The organism is Amycolatopsis sp. Poz14, from assembly GCF_006704225.1.
GTDB lineage: Bacteria > Actinomycetota > Actinomycetes > Mycobacteriales > Pseudonocardiaceae > Amycolatopsis > Amycolatopsis nivea.
This window is the reverse complement of the sequence record NZ_JACLHD010000001.1, coordinates 6,853,022-6,872,499: the sequence shown is the minus strand read 5'-3', so window position 1 is coordinate 6,872,499 and position 19,478 is coordinate 6,853,022. Positions and strand designations below refer to the sequence as shown.

Here is a 19,478-nt window from a genome sequence, read left to right as displayed (position 1 = left end):
TGTTGCCGCGCCGGTTCCGCGGATGCGGTGCGGGTTGCTGCGGCGGATTGCCGGGTCTTGCGGCATGGGCGGCTCTCCGGAGAAGGGCAGCTGCCAGGCCGGTTCCGCAGGCGTTTTGCTGGCTGTCGCGGCAGGTCGCCGGGGCGGTGTGGGGTGAGCGGGTGTCCGGGCAGGGGACGTTGCCGCGCCGATTCCGCGGGATGGTGCGCGGCGTCCGGTTCGGTGGGTGTCTTGCAGGCCATTGCGGCGGATTGCCGGGGGTGGTGGGTCGTGAGCGGGTCTCCAGGCAGGCGCCCTTGCCGAGCCGGTTCCGTGGGTGTGGTGCGCGCTGATCGCCGGGGCACGAGCGGGCTTGTCCCCGAGGACTGTTGCGAGGCTCGGTCTGCCGTGCCCGCTGATTGTCGGAGGGCCGAGAGATGAGCCGGATAACCAGGCAAGACGGCTGGCCGCGGCGGGAGCCCTCCGTTGCCGGGGGCGCGAGTGCGGTTCGTCCACAGGGAGCTTCGGGAGGCGGAGCATGAGCGGGATCGCGGGCAATCGCGACTATCGGCTTCTCTGGACCGGCCAGGTCGTCTCCGAGGCCGGGTTCAGCACGACCACCATCGCGTTTCCGCTGCTGGTGCTCGCGCTCACCGGGTCGGCGGCGCAGTCGGGGCTGGTGCTCGGGGCGGTCGCGGTCAGTCAGCTGGTTGCCGGGTTGCCTGCGGGGGCGTTGGTGGACCGGTGGCCTCGCAAGCGGATCATGCTCGGGTGCGAAGCGGCGCAGGCGGTCGCGGCGGGTGGGTTGGTGCTCGCCTTGTACTGGGGCGTTGCCGAGGTGTGGATGCTTGTCGCGGTGGCCGTTGTGATGGGGTTGAGCCGGGCCTTGTTCGAGCCGGCGGAGGAAGCCAGTTTGCCGCGGCTGGTGGCGGAGGAGCAGGTTCCTTCGGCGGTGGCGATGAATGCTGCGCGGACTAGTGCTGGGCAGTTGTCCGGGACTGCGCTTGGTGGCTTTCTCTTCGCGGTGGGGCGGGCGGTGCCGTTTCTCTTCGACGTGGTCGCGCATGTCTTTGCGTTTGTGTCGTTGTTGTTCGTCCGGTTGCCTCGGGGGCCCGAGCGGGCTGAGGATGCTCCGGCCAGGCATCTGGGGCGGGAGATAATCGAGGGGCTTCGGTGGGTGTGGACTCGGCCGCCGTTGCGGGCGACGGTGTTGTGCGTGGTCAGTTTGAATCTGTTCTTTTCCGCTTATTATTTGGTAATTATTGTGCTGGCCAATGAGCGGGGGGTGCCGTCCGGGGAGATTGGCGTGATGGCGGCGATGTTGGGGGCTGGGGGGATTCTCGGGTCGTTGGCCGCGCCTTATCTGCATCGGTGGGTTAGTGCTTACGGGTTGGTCATTGGGGTGTTTTGGGCGTTGACGGTGCTGACGCCGCTTGCCGTGTTCGTCCATAATGGATATGTGATGGGGGCGTTGTTCGCGGCTGTTGCGTTTTTGCCTCCTGCGGCTAATACTGCTATTGCTACTTATCAGTTGCTGTCCACTCCGGACGGGTTGCGCGGGCGGCTCGGGGGAGTTCTCGGGGTGACTGGTGGGTTGGCTGCTGCTGCCGGGCCTGCGTTGGGCGGGTGGTTGGTGGAGGCGTTGCCTGCGGTGGCTGCTGTGTTGACTTGTACTGGGTCTATTGCGGTGGTCACTTTGGTGACGACATTCAGTCGGACTTTGCGGGGGTTGCCTGCTGCGCCTCGGGTTCGTGAGCTTGAAGAGACTTCTGGTCAGTGAATTTTGGGAAAGGACGATGTGATGGATGACGAGACGGTGTTTCAGGTTTTGGTCAATGACGAGGAGCAGTATTCGTTGTGGCCTGCGGACAAGGAGGTTCCGGCTGGGTGGCGGAGGGATGGGATGAAGGGGAGCCGAGAGGAGTGCATGCGGCATGTGGACGAGGTGTGGACGGATATGCGGCCTCGTTCTCTTCGGGAGAGGCTGGCGGCTGAGTAATTTCGGGCGGCTCGTCGCCTGGCGGCGACATTGCGCCCTCTGTGGGGCCCACCACCCCTCAGCCTGATTGTGACTACGGCGCGGGGGTGCTTGTCAAGGCGAGAAAGATGCCTTGACAAGCACCCCCGCGCCGTGTTTTTGGCTGTGTATCGGGGTTGCGGGGCTGTGGGTGCCTTGATTCGGTGGGTGCATCGGTGCGAGTACGTGAGGGGAACCCTGAGGGAATCAGATTCCTTCAGGGTTCCCCTCACGTACCTGAAAAGGGGAGTTAGCCTTACGGAAGAACCAATCCGTAGGCGCTCAGTGCTGCGGGGACTGGCTGGAAGAAGGTTTCTCCGCCGGAGTTGCAGTCTCCGCTGCCGCCTGAGGTGAGGCCCAGTGCGGTGGCTCCGTCGAACAGCGAGCCGCCGCTGTCGCCGGGTTCTGCGCAGACTGTGGTGTCGATCAGGCCGCTCACGCTGCCTTACTGGTAGTTCACCGTGGCATCGAGCGCCGTGACCTGGCCGTCGTGTACGCCGGTGGTCGAGCCGCTTCGGGTGACGGTTTCGCCTACGGTCGCGTCGCCCGCTGCGGTGATTTGCTGGCCGGTGTTCACGGCGCTCGGGGCGTCCACGCCGGCGTCGTAGGTGGCGTACGAGTAGTCGGTGCCCGGGAAGTTTGCGGCGGACGTCGTGGCGATGTGCTGCGAGTTGCTCTGGTCGGCCCACCAGTCGTTGGTGGCCACGCCGCAGTGTCCGGCGGTCAGGATGGCGGCCTGGCCGCTCGAGGTGTGCACGTTGAAGCCGAGCGAGCAGCGCAGGCCCTGGCCCCAGATCGCGTCGCCGCCGCTGATCAGCGGGCGCAGTTTGCCCTTCGTCTGCGCGAAACGGGCCTTGTCGCCGAAGCGGTGGACGGCGTTGGTCACCTGGGAGAGCTTGGCTCCGGTGACCGTCGAATCGGCGGTGACGAGCACCTGTCCGGTGCGCGGGTCGACGCGCCACGCGGTGCCGGGGACGCTCGCTGTGCGGGTCAGTTCCGCGGTGACGGCTTTCAGTTGGGACGCACGGTATTTCACGAACTTCGGCGTCGCGCCCGCCGCGCGGACCTGGTCGGCGGCGGCCTGGTCGGTGACGGTGACTGTCAGCCGCGAACCGGCCTGGTCGTAGAACGAGCCGACGGTGCGGTCGCCGAGCGACTTCGCGAGGCTGGCGGACATGGCGGTCGCGGCTCTCGCGTTCAGCGGGGCCGCCGAGGGCTGGGCGGTCGCGACGCCCGAGGCGGCGAAAACTGATCCAGCGGCCAGAACCGCCGCGGCGAAGGCGATACCGCCGCGTCCGCCGTGTCTTTGACTGAGTGCTGGGATCATGCACATCTCCGTTTCTTGCGAATAGGACGATGGCGCACTGCGGTCAGCGAATGCGTGCGCAATTCGCAGTTTAGGGACGCTTGGCAATCTCTTATACCCACGAAAGTCGCGAATCCCGTTCGGCTTTGCTGGTCAGTGAGTCGCGGCGTCCGCTCAACGGAACTTGCCGCATCCGAACCATTAGCGGCTCGTTGAACAGCGCGGACACCGAACCGGAACAGCTTATTCCGCGTTCGGTTCATGCCGGTAATCGAGGTTCGTGCCACCGCGCACGGTTCGAGGTCCGGTCGTATCCCTCCTTTCGACGGTGTTCGGACTCCGGCGGCCCTGGGACTCTGTGGTTTCCGTCGCGGGCCCGGCGCCCGCGAAGTCGTCCCCGGCCGTATCCCGGCCGAACTCCACTCCCGCGATCGGCGGGATTGGCTGCTATGGAAGGGAAAGCGATGCGGAAAATTTTGCTGACGATGATGGGCGCGGCCGCCCTCTTGTTCGGAGTGGCCGCACCGGCGGTCGCGGCGCAGCCGGCCATCATCGGAGGCAGCGACGCCACCGAAACCTACTCGTTCATGGTGTCCCTGGACAACGGCTGCGGCGGAAGCCTCGTCGCGCCCCAGTGGATCATCACCGCGCACCACTGCGGCCAGGCCTCGCAGGCGCGGATCGGTTCCACCGACATCAACTCCGGCGAAGTCGGCCAGATCGACAACGTGATCACCAATCCGGGCACCGATCTGACGATGATGCACCTGAGCCAGCCCGCCCAGTCCGCACCGGTCGCGATGGCGCAGAGCAACCCGTCGCCGGGCACGGGCGCGCGGCTGCTCGGCTGGGGCTGCACGAGCTGGCCCAACTGCCAGACGCCGCAAACCCTGCAGCAGATCGACCTTCAGGTACTCGACAGCAGCGCTTGCGCCGAAGGCGGCGGCGGTTCGGGCGACGTCTGCATCTCCGGCGACTACTCGCATTCGGCCTGCCACGGCGATTCGGGCGGCCCGGCGATCGTCGGCACGACCGGGAACTGGACGCTCGTAGGCGAAACCCACGGCCCCGGCGACAACGGCGGCGAATGCGCCACCAGCACCCTCTACACCGGCATCGCCCAGTACATGTCGTGGATCCAGCAGCAGATCGGAAGCTGACCCCTGTCCAGGAAACCCTTGTGCGGAGAGGAAAAACCATGACCCTGCACCGCTTTGGCCGGCTGGCCGCCGGCGCGGCCGCCGCCTTGGTGCTGCCGCTGACCGGAGCCGGCACGGCGTCGGCCGCGCCGCTGGACGCGGTCGAACTGTACTACGACGCCAGCGGTCTGCCCGACTATCAGGCCGAGGCCACCCAGGCCGCGGCGAACTGGAACAACTCCGTGCACAACGTGCACCTCAACAGCGGCGGCGCCGCGACCATCATCATGCACGAAACCACCGGCGGCGGTTCCTACACCCAGACCGACGGGCACGGCAACGGCGACATCTACATCGACACCCAGCAGGTCGCCGAGGGCAACGACCCGACCAGGATCATCGCCCACGAAATCGGCCACAACCTCGGCCTGCCCGACCACTACGAGGGCCCCTGCTCGGAACTGATGTCCGGCCACGGCCCGGGGGTCACGTGCAAGAACGCGATGCCCGACGCCCAGGAGTCGGCCCAGGTGGACGCGAACTTCGCGAACGGCTTCGCGACGGTTCGGTTGCCGGACAAGCACATTTACCGCTGACCCGGCGCGCGTTTGCGGCGGCTCAGGCGACGAGCACGGATCACCTTCACACCCGAGTCCGCTTGCCAGATAAGCACATTTACCGCTGAAACACCGATGCTCGCCGGAAGCACCCCGCTTCCGGCGAGCATCGGCACACCTCAGCCGCGCGCCACCTCGACGTCGTCGAGAATCCCCAGCGCGTCCGGCACCAGAACCGCGACGGAGTGATACGCACTGACCAAATAGGACGACACCGCGCGGTCGTTGATGCCCATGAACCGCACATTCAACCCCGGCCGGTATTCGTCGGCGAGGTTTTTCGGCCGCAATCCGATGACGCCCGCGTCGTCTTCCCCGGTGCGCATCGCGAGCACCGACGTGGTGCCTGCCTCGGTGACCGGGATTTTGTCGCACGGCAGAATCGGGACCCCGCGCCAAGCGGTGACGCGTTTCCCGTCCACCACGACCGGCTCCGGGTAAATGCCCGCCCTCGTGCATTCGCGCCCGATCGCCGCGATCGCGCGCGGATGTGCGAGGAACAAGCGCGTTTTACGGCGGCGGCAGAGCAGTTCGTCCAGATCGCCCGGCGTCGGCGGGCCGGTGCGCGTGGTGATCCGGGATTTGAGGTCGGCATTGTGCAACAGGCCGAAATCCGGGTTGTTGACCAGTTCGTGTTCCTGCCGTTCGCGCAGCGCCTCGACGGTGAGCCGCAATTGCTGCTCGAACTGGTTCATCGGGTCGTTGTACAGATCGGTGACGCGGTTGTGCACTCGCAGGACCGTCTGCGCCACCGCGAGGTCGTACTCGCGCGGCGAGGGCTCGTAGTCGACGTACGTCCCGGCCAGAACCGGTTCGCCGTCGTGCCCCGCGGACAGGTCGATGTTCGCCTCGCCCTTGCGGTTCTGCGGTTTCCGCGGCTGGGACACGGCCTGCGCGACGTGCGCGCGCAGGGAGTCGAGCCTGCCGTTGAGCCGGGCGTACGAGCCGGCGGGCAGCGCCAGCGCGACCACCCTCGTGGCGGCGCGGGCGGTGAATCCCCAGGTGGCGTCGTCCCCGGAGAGGAGTTCGCCGCCGAAGTGGTCGCCGTCGGTCGCGGTGCCGAGGTGGGTTTCCGCGCCGTACTGCCCCTCGCCGTGCCGGGTGACCTTGCCGTGCACGACGAGGACGAGCTGGTCCAGCGGCTGCCCGGCGGTGACGAGTGTGCTGCCCGCCTCGTACTCGCGCTGTTCGAACGCGTCGGCCAGCGCCCCGAGGGCGGTTTCGTCGGCGAAGCCGCGCAGCAGCTCGATCTCGGTGAGCTCGAGCGGGACGACCTGCACCTGCGCGCCGGTCTGGAAGAAACTCACCTTGCCGTCGCCGACGGTGTAGGTGAGCCGCCGGTTGACCCGGTAGCTGCCGCCGGGCACCTCGACCCACGGCAGCTGCGACAGCAGCCACCGCGTGGTGATCGAGCGCATCTGCGGCAGCGACTTGGTGGTCGTGGCGAGGGTGCGGGCCGCCTTGACGCCGAGGGAGAGCTGCTCCTGTCGGTCCGTTTGTTCCGTGACGGGCACCGCGCTCAGCCCTCCCGGCCGATTTCGGCGGCTTCCAGCACGGCGAGCGCGTCGGGCACGAGGACGGCGGCGGAATAGTAGGCCGAGACCAGGTAGGACAGGATGGCCTGCTCGTTGATGCCCATGAACCGCACGTTGAGGCCCGGCTGGTACTCGTCGGGCAGCCCGGTCTGGTGCAGCCCGACGACGCCCTGGGACTGTTCGCCGGTCCGCATCAGCAGCACCGAGCTGGTGCGGGTCTCGGTGACCGGGATCTTGTTGCACGGCAGGATCGGCACGCCGCGCCACGCGGGCACCTGGTGGCCGCCGAGGTCGACCGAACCGGGGTAGATCCCCGCCTTGCTGCATTCCCGCCCGAACGCGGCGATCGTCTTCGGGTGCGCGAGGAAGAACCCGGGGTCCTTCCACACCAGCGACAGCAGTTCGTCGAAATCGTCCGGCGTCGGCGGGCCGGTGCGGGTGGGCACGCGCTGGTCGAAGTCGGCGTTGTTCAGCAGGCCGAAATCGGGGTTGTTGACGAGTTCGTGCTCTTGCCGCTCCCGCAGCGCCTCGACGGTGAGCCGCAACTGCTGCTCGGTCTGGTTCATCGGTTCGCTGTAGAGGTCGGCGACCCGGCTGTGGACCCGCAGCACGGTCTGCGCCACGCTCAGCTCGTACTCGCGCGGGGAGGTGTCGTAGTCGACGAACGTCCCCGGCAGCTGCGGTTCGCCGTCGTGGCCGGCGGCGAGGGCGATCTCGGCCTCGCCGTGTTCGTTGCGGGCCGTGCCGCCGCCCGCGACGAAGGCGTCCAGGTGCGCGCGCAGCGGGTCCGAGCGGTTTAGCACGCCTTCGAATTCCTGACGCGACAACGTCAGCACGGTCGCGGCGGTGACCGCCTTCGCCGTGTACTCCCAGATCCCGTCCGACGTGGTGAGCACGTTCTCGCCGAAGTAGTCGCCGTCCACGAGCGTGCCCAGCACGGTCTGGTCGCCGTAAGCGCCGACGCCCGCCTTCGTGATCTTGCCGTGCGCGACGAGGAACACCTGGTCGGCGCGGCTGCCGAATTCGGCCAGCACGTCGCCCGGCTGGTACTCGCGCTGCTCGAACCGGCCGGCGAGCTCGGCCAGCGCCTCCTCGTCCTCGAATCCGCGCAGCGGCGCGAGCTCCCCGAGCTCCGGCGGGATGACCCGGACCTCGGAGCCGCTGGTCACGAACGTGACCCGGCCGTCGCCGACGGTGTAGGACAGCCGCCGGTTGACGCGGTACGTGCCCGCGGACACCTCGACCCACGGCAGCACCTTCAGCAGCCACCGCGTGCTGATGCCCTGCATCTGCGGCACGGACTTCGTCGTCGTGGCCAGCTGCCGCGCCGCCGCGCGGCCTAGGCTCAAGGGTTCCTGGTCCTCCACGTCCGCGGAGTCGACCGGGTCGGTGACAGTCACAGCGAAACCACCTTGTCTGGGTTGCGAAGCCTGGGATCAGGGATGCGGGTCAGGATCGGTAGCGAGGATTCGTGGCGTGCCATTCGAAGCCGCCGCCCATCCAGTCCCGGACGCCGGCGAGGAAGCGCTGCAGTTCCGGCGACGGGACCGAGAGCAGGGCGCGGTGCCCCTCCTCGAACTCGCGCACCATCCGGTTGTGCAGCGCGACCGTGGTCTCGACCGCCTCGGAGACCGGGCAGCCCCGGTCGGCGGCGATCTGCAGCACCATGTTGCAGACCGGGTTCTCGTCGGCCGCGTCCTTGGCCACCGAATGGAGGTCGTTGACCAGGACCGTCGCGGTGCCCGCGCGCATCATCGCCTCCCGCACGCGCGGGTCGTAGTAGAACGGAGCGGGCAGTTCGTATCCGCCGACCGCGTCGACGAGCGTCATCGACGTGTAGAAGCTGTCGTGCTGGCGGGCCGCCAGGTACTCCCAGGCCGGCGGATAGCGGCCGGTGTGGCGCCACGCGGCGTAGGCGTCCCAGCTGACGAACATCGCGAAGGTCGAGTAGCAGACCCGCTGGACCAGCACCGGCGAACCGTGCCTGCCGAGATGGTCGACCGCGGAGCGGAACCCGACCCGGATCGGATCGGCCCGCAGCGCCTCCTCCAGCGGCTCGGAGAACTCGCCCGCGGGGGCGACCGGGTCCATCGCGGCCATGACGAGCGCCAGCCGCGGCGGGAGCTCGGTCGGCGAGGCGCCGAGGGAGCTGTCGTCGGCGTAGTAGTCGTCGGCCGCCCACCACACCGCGTTGAGCTGCGCGGCGATCAGCAGCCGGTCGGGGTCGGAGGTGTCCGGGTGGGCGAGCATCACCAGCCTGCCGAACGTGGCCTGCGCGATCTGGTCCAGCCCCTCGCCCTCGAACCCGCAGTCCCGCGCCCACGCGACGAGCCGCCGGTCCACCTCCTCGGCGAGCGGTTCGTCGACGCGGCGCACGACCGGGCAGTACAGCGGCGACGCGCTGCCGTCGCCCCATTCCCGCTCCGCGTAGGCCGGATCGGTCCCGCGCGGCGGCGCGAACTGCGCCGCGATCCGCGCCGCCGAGGTCCCCAGCCCGGCCGGGCCAGCCAGCGCGGGGTTGGGCCGGACCGTTGCGATTCCGGACATGTCGGCCCGCTCAGACGCGGTCGGCGGCGATGAGCAGGTAGTGGAAGCTGCCCTCGCGGTAGGCGGTCAGGAACGGCCCCTCGATGCCGGTCGCGACGGACGACTGCTCGCGCAGCTCCCAGTACGGGATGGTCGCCTCGGTCAGGTCCACGACGTTGATCGGGACGAACCCGTTAGCGGCGAGCGCTTTGAAATAGTCGCCGCGCGCGTGGATATTGCAGATGTAATGCTGGTCGATCTGGCTCACCGCGCGCGAACGCCCGCCGGTCAGGTCGTTGTAGCACCCGGTGATGGTCACGAATCGCCCGCCGGGCGCGAGCTGGCGCGCGTGTTCGGCGAACAGCTCGTGCAGATCGACGTACATCGTGCTTTCGTTGTTCCAGATCCCGGCGAAATCGCCGCTTTCGAATCCGGTGTCGAGCATGTTCCGGAGATGGAATCGCACCGAATCGTCGATTTCCCGCAGCCGGGCCTGTTCATTGGCGAAATCGACCTGCTGCTCGGAAATGGAGATGCCGTCCACCCGGCAGCCGAACCGCTGGTGCGCCTGCACGCTCGTGCCGCCGCGGCCGCAGCCGGCGTCGAGCAGCCGGGCGGTGGGATCGATGTCTCCCAGGTGCTGCAACAAAAACTGCGACTGCGCGGTCTCCAGCCGGTGCATCTCGGCGATGATCGCCTTGTCCCGTTTTTCCCCGCGTCCGTCCAGGACGGACGGATCGTAGTCGCCGATGCCGTAGTGGTGGTGGTAAAGCCCGTCGACGTCGCCGAGGCGCAGGTTGACCGGATCCTTTTCGGCGTTCCAGTAGTCGGCGACCGACTGCTGATACGCGGTGCGGGCAACCGGACGGGCAACAGACGTCATCATGTACTCCCTTTTGGACCGCAATTTCCGGCCGTCACGCGGCGAACTGTGCCGGCGCGCTTCGTCTCGGCGCGAGGCGCTCGGCTTTTCTCCCTCTGCGTCCGAGGCTAGCGAGGATTCTTTTCCCCGGACAAGACGATTCGCGGGAATTCACTCGCGGGCTGGCGGGAGCGGTCCGGCGTGCCTCTTCTGGCCTAGGAAACCGCTCCTGCGGGGTGTTCGCACGCCGGTCGCCGGGCCTCGTTCGATGCCGCCGCGGACACGGGCGGATGACGGATGGCGACAGCCTGTGGACGATGCCGGCAGACGGGTGACGCCCGATGGGCCTAAGCGGTTCCGGGCCGCGGAACTCCGGGGCCGGGCCGGTCGTGTGCGGGACCGGCCCGGCTGTCACGCGGTCCGGGAGGTCAACTGGAGCAGGACGACCCCGCCGACGATCAGGGCGAGCGCGAGGATCCGCGCCGCGCTGACCGGTTCGCGGAGCCAGAAAATGCCGACGACCGCGGTGCCGACCGCGCCGATCCCGACGAACACCGCGTACGCCGTCCCGACCGGGACCGTCTTCATGCCGACGTTCAGCACGTACAGCACGAGGACGGTGAGCACCCCGCAGACGAGCGTCGGGACGAGTTTGGTGAAGCCGTCGGTCAGGCGGATGCTGTGCGCCCAGGCGATTTCGAGCAGCCCGGCCGCGAAAACGGCGATCCAGCCCATCGTCATGCCTCGTCGAGCGCGGCGCGGACAGCGGACGGCAGGGCGAGTTCCTGCGCGGCGACGAGGTCGGCGAGGTGGGCGGGGTCGCTCGTGCCAGGGATGACGGCGACGTTGGGCGCGAGGTCCAGGAGCCAGGCGAGGGCGAGCGTCGCCGCCGAAACGCCGAGCTGCCGGGCGGTCTTGGCCACCGGCGAGCCCTCTCCGGCCAATGCTCCGTTCCCGAGCGGACGGAACGCCAGGTACGGGATCCCGGCGGCTGTGGTCGCGTCCAGGACGTCCCGGCCGCCAGGGTGTCCGACGTGGAACTCGTTCTCGACAGACGCGATCGGCGTGACCGCCCGCGCCTGGTCCAGCAGATCGAGGGTGACGTTCGAGACGCCGACGTGTTCGAGCAGTCCTTCGTCGCGCAGTTCGGCGAGCGCCCCGACGGTGTCCGCCCACGGGACGGTGCTGTCGGGCATGAATCTGGCGTGCACCAACGGAAGCCGCTCGACGCCCAACTGCGCGAGGTTGTCCCGGACGGCCGCTTTGACCGCTTCCGGCGCGGCGTCGGCGACGAACCCGCCGTCCGGGCTGCGCCGCGCACCGACCTTGGTGGCGATGAGCAGGTCCTCCGGATAGGGCCGCAGCGCCTCGGCGAGCAGGCGGTTCGCGACTTCGGGCCCGTAGTAGCCGGACGTGTCGATCAGCCGGATCCCCGCGTCGACGGCAGCGCGGATGGCGGCCTTGGCGCGCTCTGGATCGGCCGGTTCGCCCATGGCTTTCGGCCCCGCGAGCTGCATGGTCCCGTAGCCGATCCGGCGCACGGTGCGGCCGGCGAGCGTGAGCGAGTGCATGAAGCTGCCCCCAATCAGTTATGTGGACACTGTGTCCACTTTTGACTGTACTCGATCCGGACACGCTGTCCAGATACAGTGACGGGGTGAACAGCAAGCCAGTCACGGAACGAGCGGACGCCGCGGCGAACCGGCAGCGGATCCTCGCCGCGGCCGAGGAGCTGTTCGCCACGAGAGGCCCGGACATCACGATGGGCGACCTGGCCGCGGCGGCCGGGGTCGGACGCGGGACGCTCTACCGGCGCTACGACAGCGTCGCCGCGGTGGCGGTCGCGTTGCTGGACGAGCATGAGCGGCGGCTGCAGGAAGCGATGCTGTCCGGACCGCCGCCGCTCGGGCCGGGCGCCGCGCCGCGGGAGCGGCTGGTGGCGTTTTACGACGCGATGATCGATTTGCTGGAGCGGCATTTGCCGCTGGCGCTGGGCGCGGAGACCGGCGCGCGGCGGTATCAGACCGGGGCGTACGGGTTCTGGCGGGTTTTCGTGGCGGCACAGGTTCGCGAGGCCGGGTTGAAGGACGAGGCGCTGCCGGACGTGCTGCTGGCTCCGCTGGCGCCCGATCTGTACCAGAATCAACGGCATGAGCGCGGAATGTCGGTAGCGGCGGTGAAGAAGGCGGTGCGTCGGCTGGCCTGTGCGCTGCCGGAGGGGCCCGTGTCATGACGTCCGTGAAGGACTCCTTGAGGGAACCAGATTCCCTCAAGGAGTCCTTCACGGACCGCGAACCCCGCATCGGCCGGGTCGCTTCGGTCTGGGCGGCCACGTCTCTGGCGGGCTGTTCGTGCCCGCCGGGAAGATGACGGCTGAGCGGGCCGAAACCGGCGGAAGCGGAGTAAATTCGCCGGATGAACGGTGGCTCGCCGATGCGGATCAGCTGGATCGCCCTCGCCGTGGTGAGCGCGGGGATTCTCGCGTTCGGGATCGTGGTCGCCATCGCGCCGCCCGCCGGGGACGCGCTGCTCTACCGCACCGACGCGCTCGCCACCGCCGGGCTCGGGTTGTTCGGCGGCCTGATCGCGGTGTTCCCGTTCCGCGCCGGAGAACGGTGGGCGTGGTTCGCGTTGTGGTTCTACCCGGTGTTCTGGCTGGCGCATCTGGTGTTCCGGCTGCCGCCGGGCACGGACCACGTGCACCAGGTGGTCTTCGTGGTGCTGTCGCTGGCGGGGTTGCTGCTGCCGGTGCGGTCGTTCTTCCGGGCTCCGGCCGAGGGACAGCACGCGCGCCGGTAATCCGCGATCAGCGTACGGCAGCGGGTCCGCCGTGTCATCATTCCCGCGTGTCCACGAGAAAGCCCGCTGCGGCAAGGGATTCCGGCCCGGGAAAAGCTGCGGCGAGCGGTCGGGTCGTCGCTCTGCGTGCCGGGTGGTGCTGGCTCGCGGTGGTGGTGCTCGGCGCGGGCGCTGCGGTGGGGTTCGTCAGCTCGAGCTCGGTGGCGGCCGCGGCGGGCTTGCTTTTCGGGGTCCTGCTCGCCGCGCTCGCGACGTCGGCGGTGTTCATGTTTTCCGGACGCGGCTGGTTCCTCGTCGGCGGTTTCCTGCTGACCGGCTTCTACCTCGTGTCCGTCGGGGTGACGGCGGTCGGTTACGTCGCGGCGACCGGCGACCGGTACCGCGCGATCGCGGTGTCCTCCGAATGCCATCGCGTCAAGGGCGGCACCGCCTGCACCGCGCGGGTCGACCGGCCGGACGGCACGCTGCTGGTCGATGACCTGTCGGTGAAGTCGCGGATGAAGACCGGCGAGAAGGTCGACGTCATCGAGGACCGGGCAGGCATCGTCGCGCCGCATCGGGCAGACGTGCTCGACCCGGACGCGTTGCCGGTCGACCTGGTGCTGCTGGCGGCGTCGGCGGCGCTGCTGGCCGGATTGTTCGGCTGGAGCGCGTGGCTCGGGGTCCGGCGGCCGCTGAAACGCTGACCCTGCGGGGATGTCTGCGCGTTCGTCTCTGGCCCGCGCGCCGGCTGCTGGTCATGCTCCAGTCGGAACCGTTCGACGCGGGAGGACGCCTTCATGACCCTGCAGCCTGAACGCGGCGAGGACGTGCCGCTGCCCGACCTGTGCGTGCACGAGCTGTTCGCCGGGCACGCCGCAGCGGCGCCGGAGGCCGCGGCCGTGGTGTACGGCGACGAGCGGCTCACCTACGGCGAGCTGGACCGGCGAGCCAACCGGTTCGCGCATCTGTTGCGGGCGCGGGGAATCGGGCCGGAGACGCCGGTCGCGCTGTGCCTGGAGCGCGGGACGACGCTGCTGGTCGCGATGCTCGGCATCCTCAAGGCGGGCGGCTATTACGTCCCGCTCGACCCGGGCTATCCGCCCGAGCGGCTCGCGTTCATGCTCGGCGACTCCGGCGCGACCGTCGCGGTGACCGAACGGGCGCTCGCGGACCGGGTCCAAGCCGCACCGACAGTCGTCCTCGCTGACGAAGCGGACCTGAGCGGCTGTCCGGACACCCCGCCGGAGGCGAACGTCGTGCCGGACAACCTGATCTACCAGATGTACACCTCCGGCTCCACCGGTCTGCCGAAGGGCGTCCAGGTGACCCACCGCGGGGTCGTCCGGCTGGTGCACGGCTCCGGGTTCGCCGATTTCGGTGCGGGAGAAGTGTTCCTGCTGCTCACCTCATTGTGCTTCGACGTCTCGACGTTCGAGCTGTGGGGCGCGCTCGCCACCGGCGCGACGCTGGCGGTGCTGCCGCCGGGCGTGCCGACCGCGGCGTCGATCGAGGAGGCGGTGCGCCGGTTCGGGGTCACCACGGTGTGGCTCAGCTCCGGGCTGTTCGGGCACGTGGTGGACGACCGGGTCGCCGCGCTCGCCGGGGTGCGGCACGTCATCGCGGGCGGCGACGTCGTGCCGCCGGTGCAGGCGCGGCGGGTGATCGAAGAACTCGGGGCCGAGATGAGCAACGGCTACGGACCGACCGAGTGCACCACTTTCGCATGCGCGCACCGCGGGATGACCGTCGCCGACACCGCCGGGCCGATTCCCATCGGCAAGCCGATCGCGAACACGCACGCGTACGTCACCGATCCTGACGGCGTGCCGGTCGAGCCCGGCGCGCGCGGCGAGTTGCTGCTTGGCGGCCCCGGGGTCGCGCGCGGCTATTTCCGTCGCCCCGCGCTGACGGCGGAACGGTTCGTGCCCGATCCGACTGGCGGCGGCGGGCGGCTTTACCGCACGGGCGACGAGGTCGCGCTCCGGCCGGACGGGACGTTCGCCTTCTTCGGACGGCTGGACCAGCAGGTCAAGATCCGGGGTTTCCGGGTGGAACCGGGCGAGGTGGAAGCGGCGCTGACGGCACATCCGCTAGTGCGGTCGGCCGTGGTGGTGCCGCACGAACGCGACGGCGACCGGGTCCTGGCGGCGCACGTAGTGGCTTCGCGCCCCGCGGCGGCTGAGCTGCGGGAGTTCCTGCTCGCCCGGTTGCCCGCGCATTTGGTGCCCTCGTTGTGGTCCTGGCTCGACGAGCTGCCGATCACGCCCAACGGCAAGGTGGACCGCGCAGCGCTGCCGGAGCCGTCTGCGCCGGCAACGGAGTTCGTCGCGCCGCGCACGCCGGTCGAGGAAGCCGTCGCCGAGGTGTGGCGGGAGCTGCTGGACCTCGAACGGGTCGGCGTGCACGACGACTTCTTCGCCGACCTGGGCGGGCATTCGCTGCTGGCGACGCGGGTGGTCGCGTTGCTGGGGGAGCGGTTTCCGGTGGAGTTGCCGGTGCGCACGGTGTTCGAGGCGTCGACGGTGGAGCTGTTGGCGGCTGAGGTGCATCAGGCGGTGGCGGAGTATGTGGCGGCTCTGTCCGATGTGGAGGTCCAGCGCGCGCTGGGGTGAGGTGCCATGGCGATCCTGGCGATGCGGTGGTTGCGTTGTTGGGGGAGCGGTTGCCGGTGCGCACGGGTTTCGAGGCACCGACGGCGTCGTGGGGCTCTGTCCGAGGTGGACGTTCAGCGTGCGCCGGGGTGAGCTCGGTCATGGCTCCTGGAGATGAGGACCGGGCTGATGCTCTTGATTTCCTCGAGGAGGTGCGCCGCGCCGCGCCGCACCTCCTCGTCCTTGCTGTGCGTGAGCGGTTCGCACATTTCGGCGGCCTTGTCGCGATCGCGGGAGTTGATGCCCAAAACCTCGCTGATCGTCGGGTAGATCCAGTCTGTGTGGTCCAGATTGGCTGTCGCGAGGGCTGTGGCCACCAACCGGAGGCCGAGAGCGTCGAAGCGCCGGAGCAAGGCTTCCGTGGTTGCGTAGGTGACGGCGGTGTCGTTGTCGTCCCGCACGAGGTTCACCAGTGCCGGTTGCGCCTCCGGGACCTCAGCGAAGCGGGCCAGGCCCCAACCGGCGTCGATCCTGTCCTGATAGGCCGGACTGGTCGCCAACGCGAGCAGCGAAGCCACGCATGCCTGTCTCGATTCCGTCTCCACGGGTACACCTTCCCCCGGCACCCGCCGCGGAGCAACGGATTTCAGGCCTGCTCGATGACCACAGCCAGTTCGGCGACCGTCCGAGCGGCGAACAGGTCTCGCAGCGAGACGCGGACGCCGAGCTTCTTCCGGATCCGCGCGAGCACCCGGGTGGCCAGCAGGGAATGCCCGCCGATGCGGAAGAAATCGTCGTGGACGCTGATTTCCTCCACCCGCAGCACTTCCCGCCAGATGTCGGCGAGCGCGTGTTCGACCGCGGAGGACGGCTCGGCGATCGGTTCCGCTCGGACCGCATCGCCGGCCGACGGGTCTGGCAGCGCAGCGCGGTCCACCTTCTTGCTCGGCGTCAGCGGCAGCGCGGCCATCGCGACCCACTGCGTCGGCACGAGATAGTCCGGCAGTTGCGACCGCAGGCTCGCCCGCAGCGCGGCGAAATCCGGCTCGCCGGAAGCCGCGACGACGTACGCGACCAAGGTTCGCTCCGGCAGGTCTTTCACCACGACAGCCGCCGCGCGCACCGCGGGATGGGCGTCGAGAACGGCTTCGATCTCGCCGAGTTCGATCCGGAACCCGCGGATCTTCACCTGCCGGTCGAGCCTGCCGAGGAATTCGATGGTCCCGTCCGAGCGGAAGCGCGCGAGGTCGCCGGTGCGGTACAGCCGGGCGCCGGTCGAGTACGGGTCCGGCACGAACTTGTCCGCGGTCAGCGCGGGACGGCGCAGGTAGCCGCGCGCCACGCGCAGGCCGCCGAGGTGCAGTTCGCCGGGGACGCCGACCGGAGCCGGGCGTCCGGCGGGGTCGAGCACGTACGCACCGGTCGCGGCGACCGGGCGGCCGATCGGCAGGGTCGGCGCGTCGAGATCGGCGTCGTCGGCCCACTGCAGCGTGCTCGAGATCGTCGCCTCGGTCGGGCCGTAACAGGCCACGAAACGCCCGGGCAACTGCAGTTCGCGCCAGCGCCGGGCGTCTTCGGTGGTGACGACGTCCGCGCCGACGTTCACCATCTTCAGGCACGCGACCCGCGGATCGCGCGGCGTGAGCACGCCGAGTAGTTCGCGGTAGTAAGCCGGGGTGAGGTTGACGCTGGTGATCCGGTGCCTGCCGAGCTGGTCGGCGAGTTCCTCCGGTTCCCAGAACAGCGGATCGCTCAGCACCACCGACGCGCCGGCCAGCAGCGGGCCGCCGATCTGCTCCAGCGAACCGTCGAAGGCCAGCGACGCGAGCGAGAGCACCCGATCGGCCGCGGTGATCCCGTACTCGCGCGCGATGACCTGGGCGTGTTCGGCGTAGGAGCCGTGCTGGATCTGGACGCCTTTCGGCCGTCCGGTCGAGCCGGAAGTGTAGATGACGTAGGCGAGATGGTCCGGTTCCACTGTCCAATAAGGACTGTCTGAAGAGGAATCCGCGGTTTGATCGAGGGAGACGACGGGGCAGCCGGTGTCGGCGAACAACCCGGCGTAGCGGTCCTCGGTGACGACGGCGGCGGTGCGGGCGTCCTCGACGAGATAGGCGAGCCGGTCGGGCGGGTTGGCCGGATCGAACGGGACATACGCCGCGCCGGACTTCAGCACGCCCACCAGCGCGACTACCGCGTCGACGCTCCGTTCGAGGCAGACGCCGACGGTCGATTCCGGGCCGAGCCCGTTCGCACGCAGGTGCCGGGCGAGCCGGTTGGCCGCGGCGTCGAGCTCGGCGTAGGTGAGTTCCTGGCCGGCGCAGTGGACGGCGAGCCGGTCCGGGGTTTCGGCTGCTCGCTGGGCGAACAGGTCGGGGAAACAGCCCGGTGTCACCGCGTAGCCCGGGGTCCAGGCCCAGTCGGAGAGCAGGGCGAGTTCCGCGGCCGGGGTCAGGTTCAGTTCGCTCAGCCGCTGTGCCGGACGGTCGGCGATGCTCTCCAACAGGCACTGGAAGCGCGCGGCCATCCGGTGCGCGGTGGCGGGCTCGAACAGGGCGGTCGGGTAGGTGAGAGTGCCGGTCAGCGAGCCGTCCGGACGGTGCTCGAATTGCAGTCCGAGGTCGAACGACGCGGCCGTCCAGTCCACATCGGACTCCTCGACGGCCAGCCCGGGCAGCCGGAACCGGTGCTCCGGCACCTCGTGCAGGCCGAAGAACGCCTGGACCAGGGGGTTGCGGGACAGGTCGCGGTCCGGTTCGAACTCGCCGACGAGCCAGTCGAAGGGGACGTCCTGGTTGCCGAAGGCATCCAGCGCGGTCCCGGCGACCTGGTCGAGGAACGTCGTGAACGCCGGGTCGCCGCCGAGATCGGCCCGCAGCACGAGGGTGTTGACGAAGAATCCGGCCAGCCCCTCGACCTCGGCCGGGGCGCGCCCGGCGACCGGACAGCCGACGGCGATGTCCGTCCCGCCGGTGTGCCGGGCGAGAAAGACCTGGTAGGCGGCCAGCAGGACCATGAACGGCGTCGCCCGGCGGGACCGGCCGAGCGCGGTGAGCCGCTCCGCGAGCGCGGCGGGGACCTCGACCCGGACCGCCGCGCCCGCCGGGTCCCACACCGGTCCGCGCGGACGGTCCGCCGGGAGCTCCAGCGGGGTCAGCCCGGCGAGCCGTTCGCGCCAGTAGGCGAGCTGGCCCGCGAGCCGGGTTTCGGCGTCTTCCCGTTGCCAGAGCGCGAAATCGGCGTACTGGACGGGCAACGCGGGCAGCTCGGGCAGGGTGCCGGCGTGGAACGCGCGGTAAAGCTCCTCAAGTTCAGCGGCGAGGACATCCCAGGACGCGCCGTCGAAGGCGATGTGGTGCACGACGATCAGCAAAACGTGCTCGCGCGCGTCGAGGCGAAGCAGCCGGGCCCGCAGCGGCAGGTCGGTCGCGAGGTCGGAGGGCACCGCCAGCTCAGCCGCGACCACGGTGTCCAGCTCGCTTTCCGTGACGCCCTCGATCGGCAGCGGCACCGGCTGCGGCTTCCCGACCACCTGGACCGGCACTCCTTCGCGGCTGCGGTACCGCGTCCGCAGCACCTCGTGGCGGGCGACGAACGCGTCGAGCGAACAGCTCAGCGCGGCGACGTCCAGCTTGCCGCGGACTCGCAGCGTCAGCGGGAGGAGGTACTCGGTCCCGCCGGGCCGCAACGCGTCGAGGAACCACAGTCTTTCCTGCGAGAAGGACAGCGGCAGGTCGCCGGGCATGGTCATGGCGCCAGGGTGGCGGTTCCCGTCCGGCGGGCCCAGAGGCGGGACGGTGCGCTCGTTGCTGCGCGTTCTTCTCTGTCGCCCCGCCGCCCGCGCGGGAAGGCTCGGCTCGCGACGGGACGGGTGTGCCCGGCGCGAGGACGAGGAGGACCCGGATGAGCGAGGACGAACGCACCTACGGCGTCGTGCTGAACGACGAGGAGCAGTACTCGATCTGGCTGGTCGGCCGCGACCTGCCGGCGGGCTGGCGGTACGAGGGGAAGCGCGGGCCCAAGCAGGAGTGCCTCGACCACATCGACCAGGTGTGGACGGACATGCGGCCGAAGAGCCTGCGGGAGCGGATGCGGGCGGACGCCCAAGCCTAGCCGTCTTCGTTC

General features: G+C 69.5%; 19 protein-coding genes. 9 read left to right on the top strand and 10 right to left on the bottom strand.

Going from position 1 to position 19,478, the window contains the following annotated elements; all coding sequences use genetic code 11:
• Positions 1 to 517: 517 nt before the first annotated feature.
• The gene (locus FKO37_RS32040; RefSeq protein ID WP_238606945.1) at positions 518 to 1,759 is read left to right on the top strand and encodes an MFS transporter; all 1,242 of its coding nucleotides are present in this window, start codon (positions 518 to 520) and stop codon (positions 1,757 to 1,759) included.
• A gap of 21 nt (positions 1,760 to 1,780) precedes the next feature.
• Entirely contained in the window at positions 1,781 to 1,978 is a 198-nt protein-coding gene (locus FKO37_RS32035; RefSeq protein WP_238606944.1) for an MbtH family NRPS accessory protein, read from the top strand.
• Positions 1,979 to 2,252: 274 nt separating this feature from the next.
• On the opposite strand, the gene FKO37_RS32030 is transcribed toward FKO37_RS32035, so the two are convergent.
• Both FKO37_RS32030 and FKO37_RS32025 read right to left on the bottom strand, forming a co-directional pair.
• Entirely contained in the window at positions 2,253 to 2,435 is a 183-nt protein-coding gene (locus FKO37_RS32030) for a trypsin-like serine protease (protein ID WP_238606943.1), read from the bottom strand.
• Positions 2,436 to 2,441: 6 nt separating this feature from the next.
• On the bottom strand, positions 2,442 to 3,323 hold the full coding sequence (locus FKO37_RS32025; RefSeq protein ID WP_238606942.1) for a S1 family peptidase: 882 nt from the start codon (positions 3,321 to 3,323) through the stop codon (positions 2,442 to 2,444).
• A gap of 443 nt (positions 3,324 to 3,766) precedes the next feature.
• Here FKO37_RS32025 and FKO37_RS32020 point away from each other — a divergent pair, with 443 nt between their 5' ends.
• Complete coding sequence (locus FKO37_RS32020; RefSeq protein WP_238606941.1) at positions 3,767 to 4,462, top strand: trypsin-like serine protease; 696 nt, start codon at positions 3,767 to 3,769, stop codon at positions 4,460 to 4,462.
• 38 nt (positions 4,463 to 4,500) lie between these two features.
• A complete protein-coding gene (locus tag FKO37_RS32015; RefSeq protein WP_238606940.1) occupies positions 4,501 to 5,037 on the top strand; it encodes a snapalysin family zinc-dependent metalloprotease in 537 nt (178 codons plus the stop codon).
• Positions 5,038 to 5,177: 140 nt separating this feature from the next.
• Here the strand turns inward: FKO37_RS32015 and FKO37_RS32010 are convergent, their stop codons facing one another.
• The 6 genes from FKO37_RS32010 to FKO37_RS31985 all read right to left on the bottom strand — a co-directional run bounded on the left by FKO37_RS32010 (position 5,178) and on the right by FKO37_RS31985 (position 11,552).
• The gene (locus FKO37_RS32010; RefSeq protein ID WP_238606939.1) at positions 5,178 to 6,572 is read right to left on the bottom strand and encodes a family 2B encapsulin nanocompartment shell protein; all 1,395 of its coding nucleotides are present in this window, start codon (positions 6,570 to 6,572) and stop codon (positions 5,178 to 5,180) included.
• 5 nt (positions 6,573 to 6,577) lie between these two features.
• Complete coding sequence (locus FKO37_RS32005) at positions 6,578 to 7,993, bottom strand: family 2B encapsulin nanocompartment shell protein (RefSeq protein ID WP_238606938.1); 1,416 nt, start codon at positions 7,991 to 7,993, stop codon at positions 6,578 to 6,580.
• A gap of 49 nt (positions 7,994 to 8,042) precedes the next feature.
• Positions 8,043 to 9,140, bottom strand: coding sequence for a family 2 encapsulin nanocompartment cargo protein terpene cyclase (locus FKO37_RS32000; protein ID WP_238606937.1), 1,098 nt, complete (start codon positions 9,138 to 9,140; stop codon positions 8,043 to 8,045).
• Between the two features lie 10 nt (positions 9,141 to 9,150).
• On the bottom strand, positions 9,151 to 10,002 hold the full coding sequence (locus FKO37_RS31995; protein ID WP_037813061.1) for a geranyl diphosphate 2-C-methyltransferase: 852 nt from the start codon (positions 10,000 to 10,002) through the stop codon (positions 9,151 to 9,153).
• Positions 10,003 to 10,392: 390 nt separating this feature from the next.
• Positions 10,393 to 10,722, bottom strand: a complete 330-nt coding sequence (locus FKO37_RS31990) for a multidrug efflux SMR transporter (RefSeq protein ID WP_308196555.1) — start codon at positions 10,720 to 10,722, stop codon at positions 10,393 to 10,395.
• On the bottom strand, positions 10,719 to 11,552 hold the full coding sequence (locus FKO37_RS31985) for an aldo/keto reductase (protein WP_238606936.1): 834 nt from the start codon (positions 11,550 to 11,552) through the stop codon (positions 10,719 to 10,721). Before FKO37_RS31985 ends, FKO37_RS31990 begins: the two co-directional genes overlap by 4 nt.
• Positions 11,553 to 11,593: 41 nt before the next feature.
• Here FKO37_RS31985 and FKO37_RS31980 point away from each other — a divergent pair, with 41 nt between their 5' ends.
• From FKO37_RS31980 to FKO37_RS31965, 4 genes are all read left to right on the top strand, one after another.
• Positions 11,594 to 12,214 (top strand): TetR/AcrR family transcriptional regulator, encoded by a 621-nt coding sequence (locus FKO37_RS31980; RefSeq protein ID WP_238606935.1) that lies wholly within the window; start codon positions 11,594 to 11,596, stop codon positions 12,212 to 12,214.
• A 182-nt stretch (positions 12,215 to 12,396) separates the two neighbouring features.
• On the top strand, positions 12,397 to 12,780 hold the full coding sequence (locus FKO37_RS31975) for a hypothetical protein (protein ID WP_238606933.1): 384 nt from the start codon (positions 12,397 to 12,399) through the stop codon (positions 12,778 to 12,780).
• Between the two features lie 47 nt (positions 12,781 to 12,827).
• Positions 12,828 to 13,466: a hypothetical protein gene (locus FKO37_RS31970; RefSeq protein ID WP_238606932.1), complete on the top strand. Its 639-nt coding sequence runs from the start codon at positions 12,828 to 12,830 to the stop codon at positions 13,464 to 13,466.
• 93 nt (positions 13,467 to 13,559) lie between these two features.
• Positions 13,560 to 15,374, top strand: coding sequence for a non-ribosomal peptide synthetase (locus tag FKO37_RS31965; protein WP_238606931.1), 1,815 nt, complete (start codon positions 13,560 to 13,562; stop codon positions 15,372 to 15,374).
• Between the two features lie 113 nt (positions 15,375 to 15,487).
• On the opposite strand, the gene FKO37_RS31960 is transcribed toward FKO37_RS31965, so the two are convergent.
• Together FKO37_RS31960 and FKO37_RS31955 are read right to left on the bottom strand one after the other, a co-directional pair.
• A complete protein-coding gene (locus tag FKO37_RS31960; RefSeq protein WP_158714483.1) occupies positions 15,488 to 15,958 on the bottom strand; it encodes a hypothetical protein in 471 nt (156 codons plus the stop codon).
• Positions 15,959 to 15,999: 41 nt separating this feature from the next.
• Positions 16,000 to 19,104 (bottom strand): amino acid adenylation domain-containing protein, encoded by a 3,105-nt coding sequence (locus FKO37_RS31955; RefSeq protein ID WP_238606929.1) that lies wholly within the window; start codon positions 19,102 to 19,104, stop codon positions 16,000 to 16,002.
• Positions 19,105 to 19,256: 152 nt separating this feature from the next.
• Here FKO37_RS31955 and FKO37_RS31950 point away from each other — a divergent pair, with 152 nt between their 5' ends.
• Complete coding sequence (locus tag FKO37_RS31950; RefSeq protein WP_238606928.1) at positions 19,257 to 19,466, top strand: MbtH family NRPS accessory protein; 210 nt, start codon at positions 19,257 to 19,259, stop codon at positions 19,464 to 19,466.
• The last annotated feature ends 12 nt before the right edge of the window (positions 19,467 to 19,478 follow it).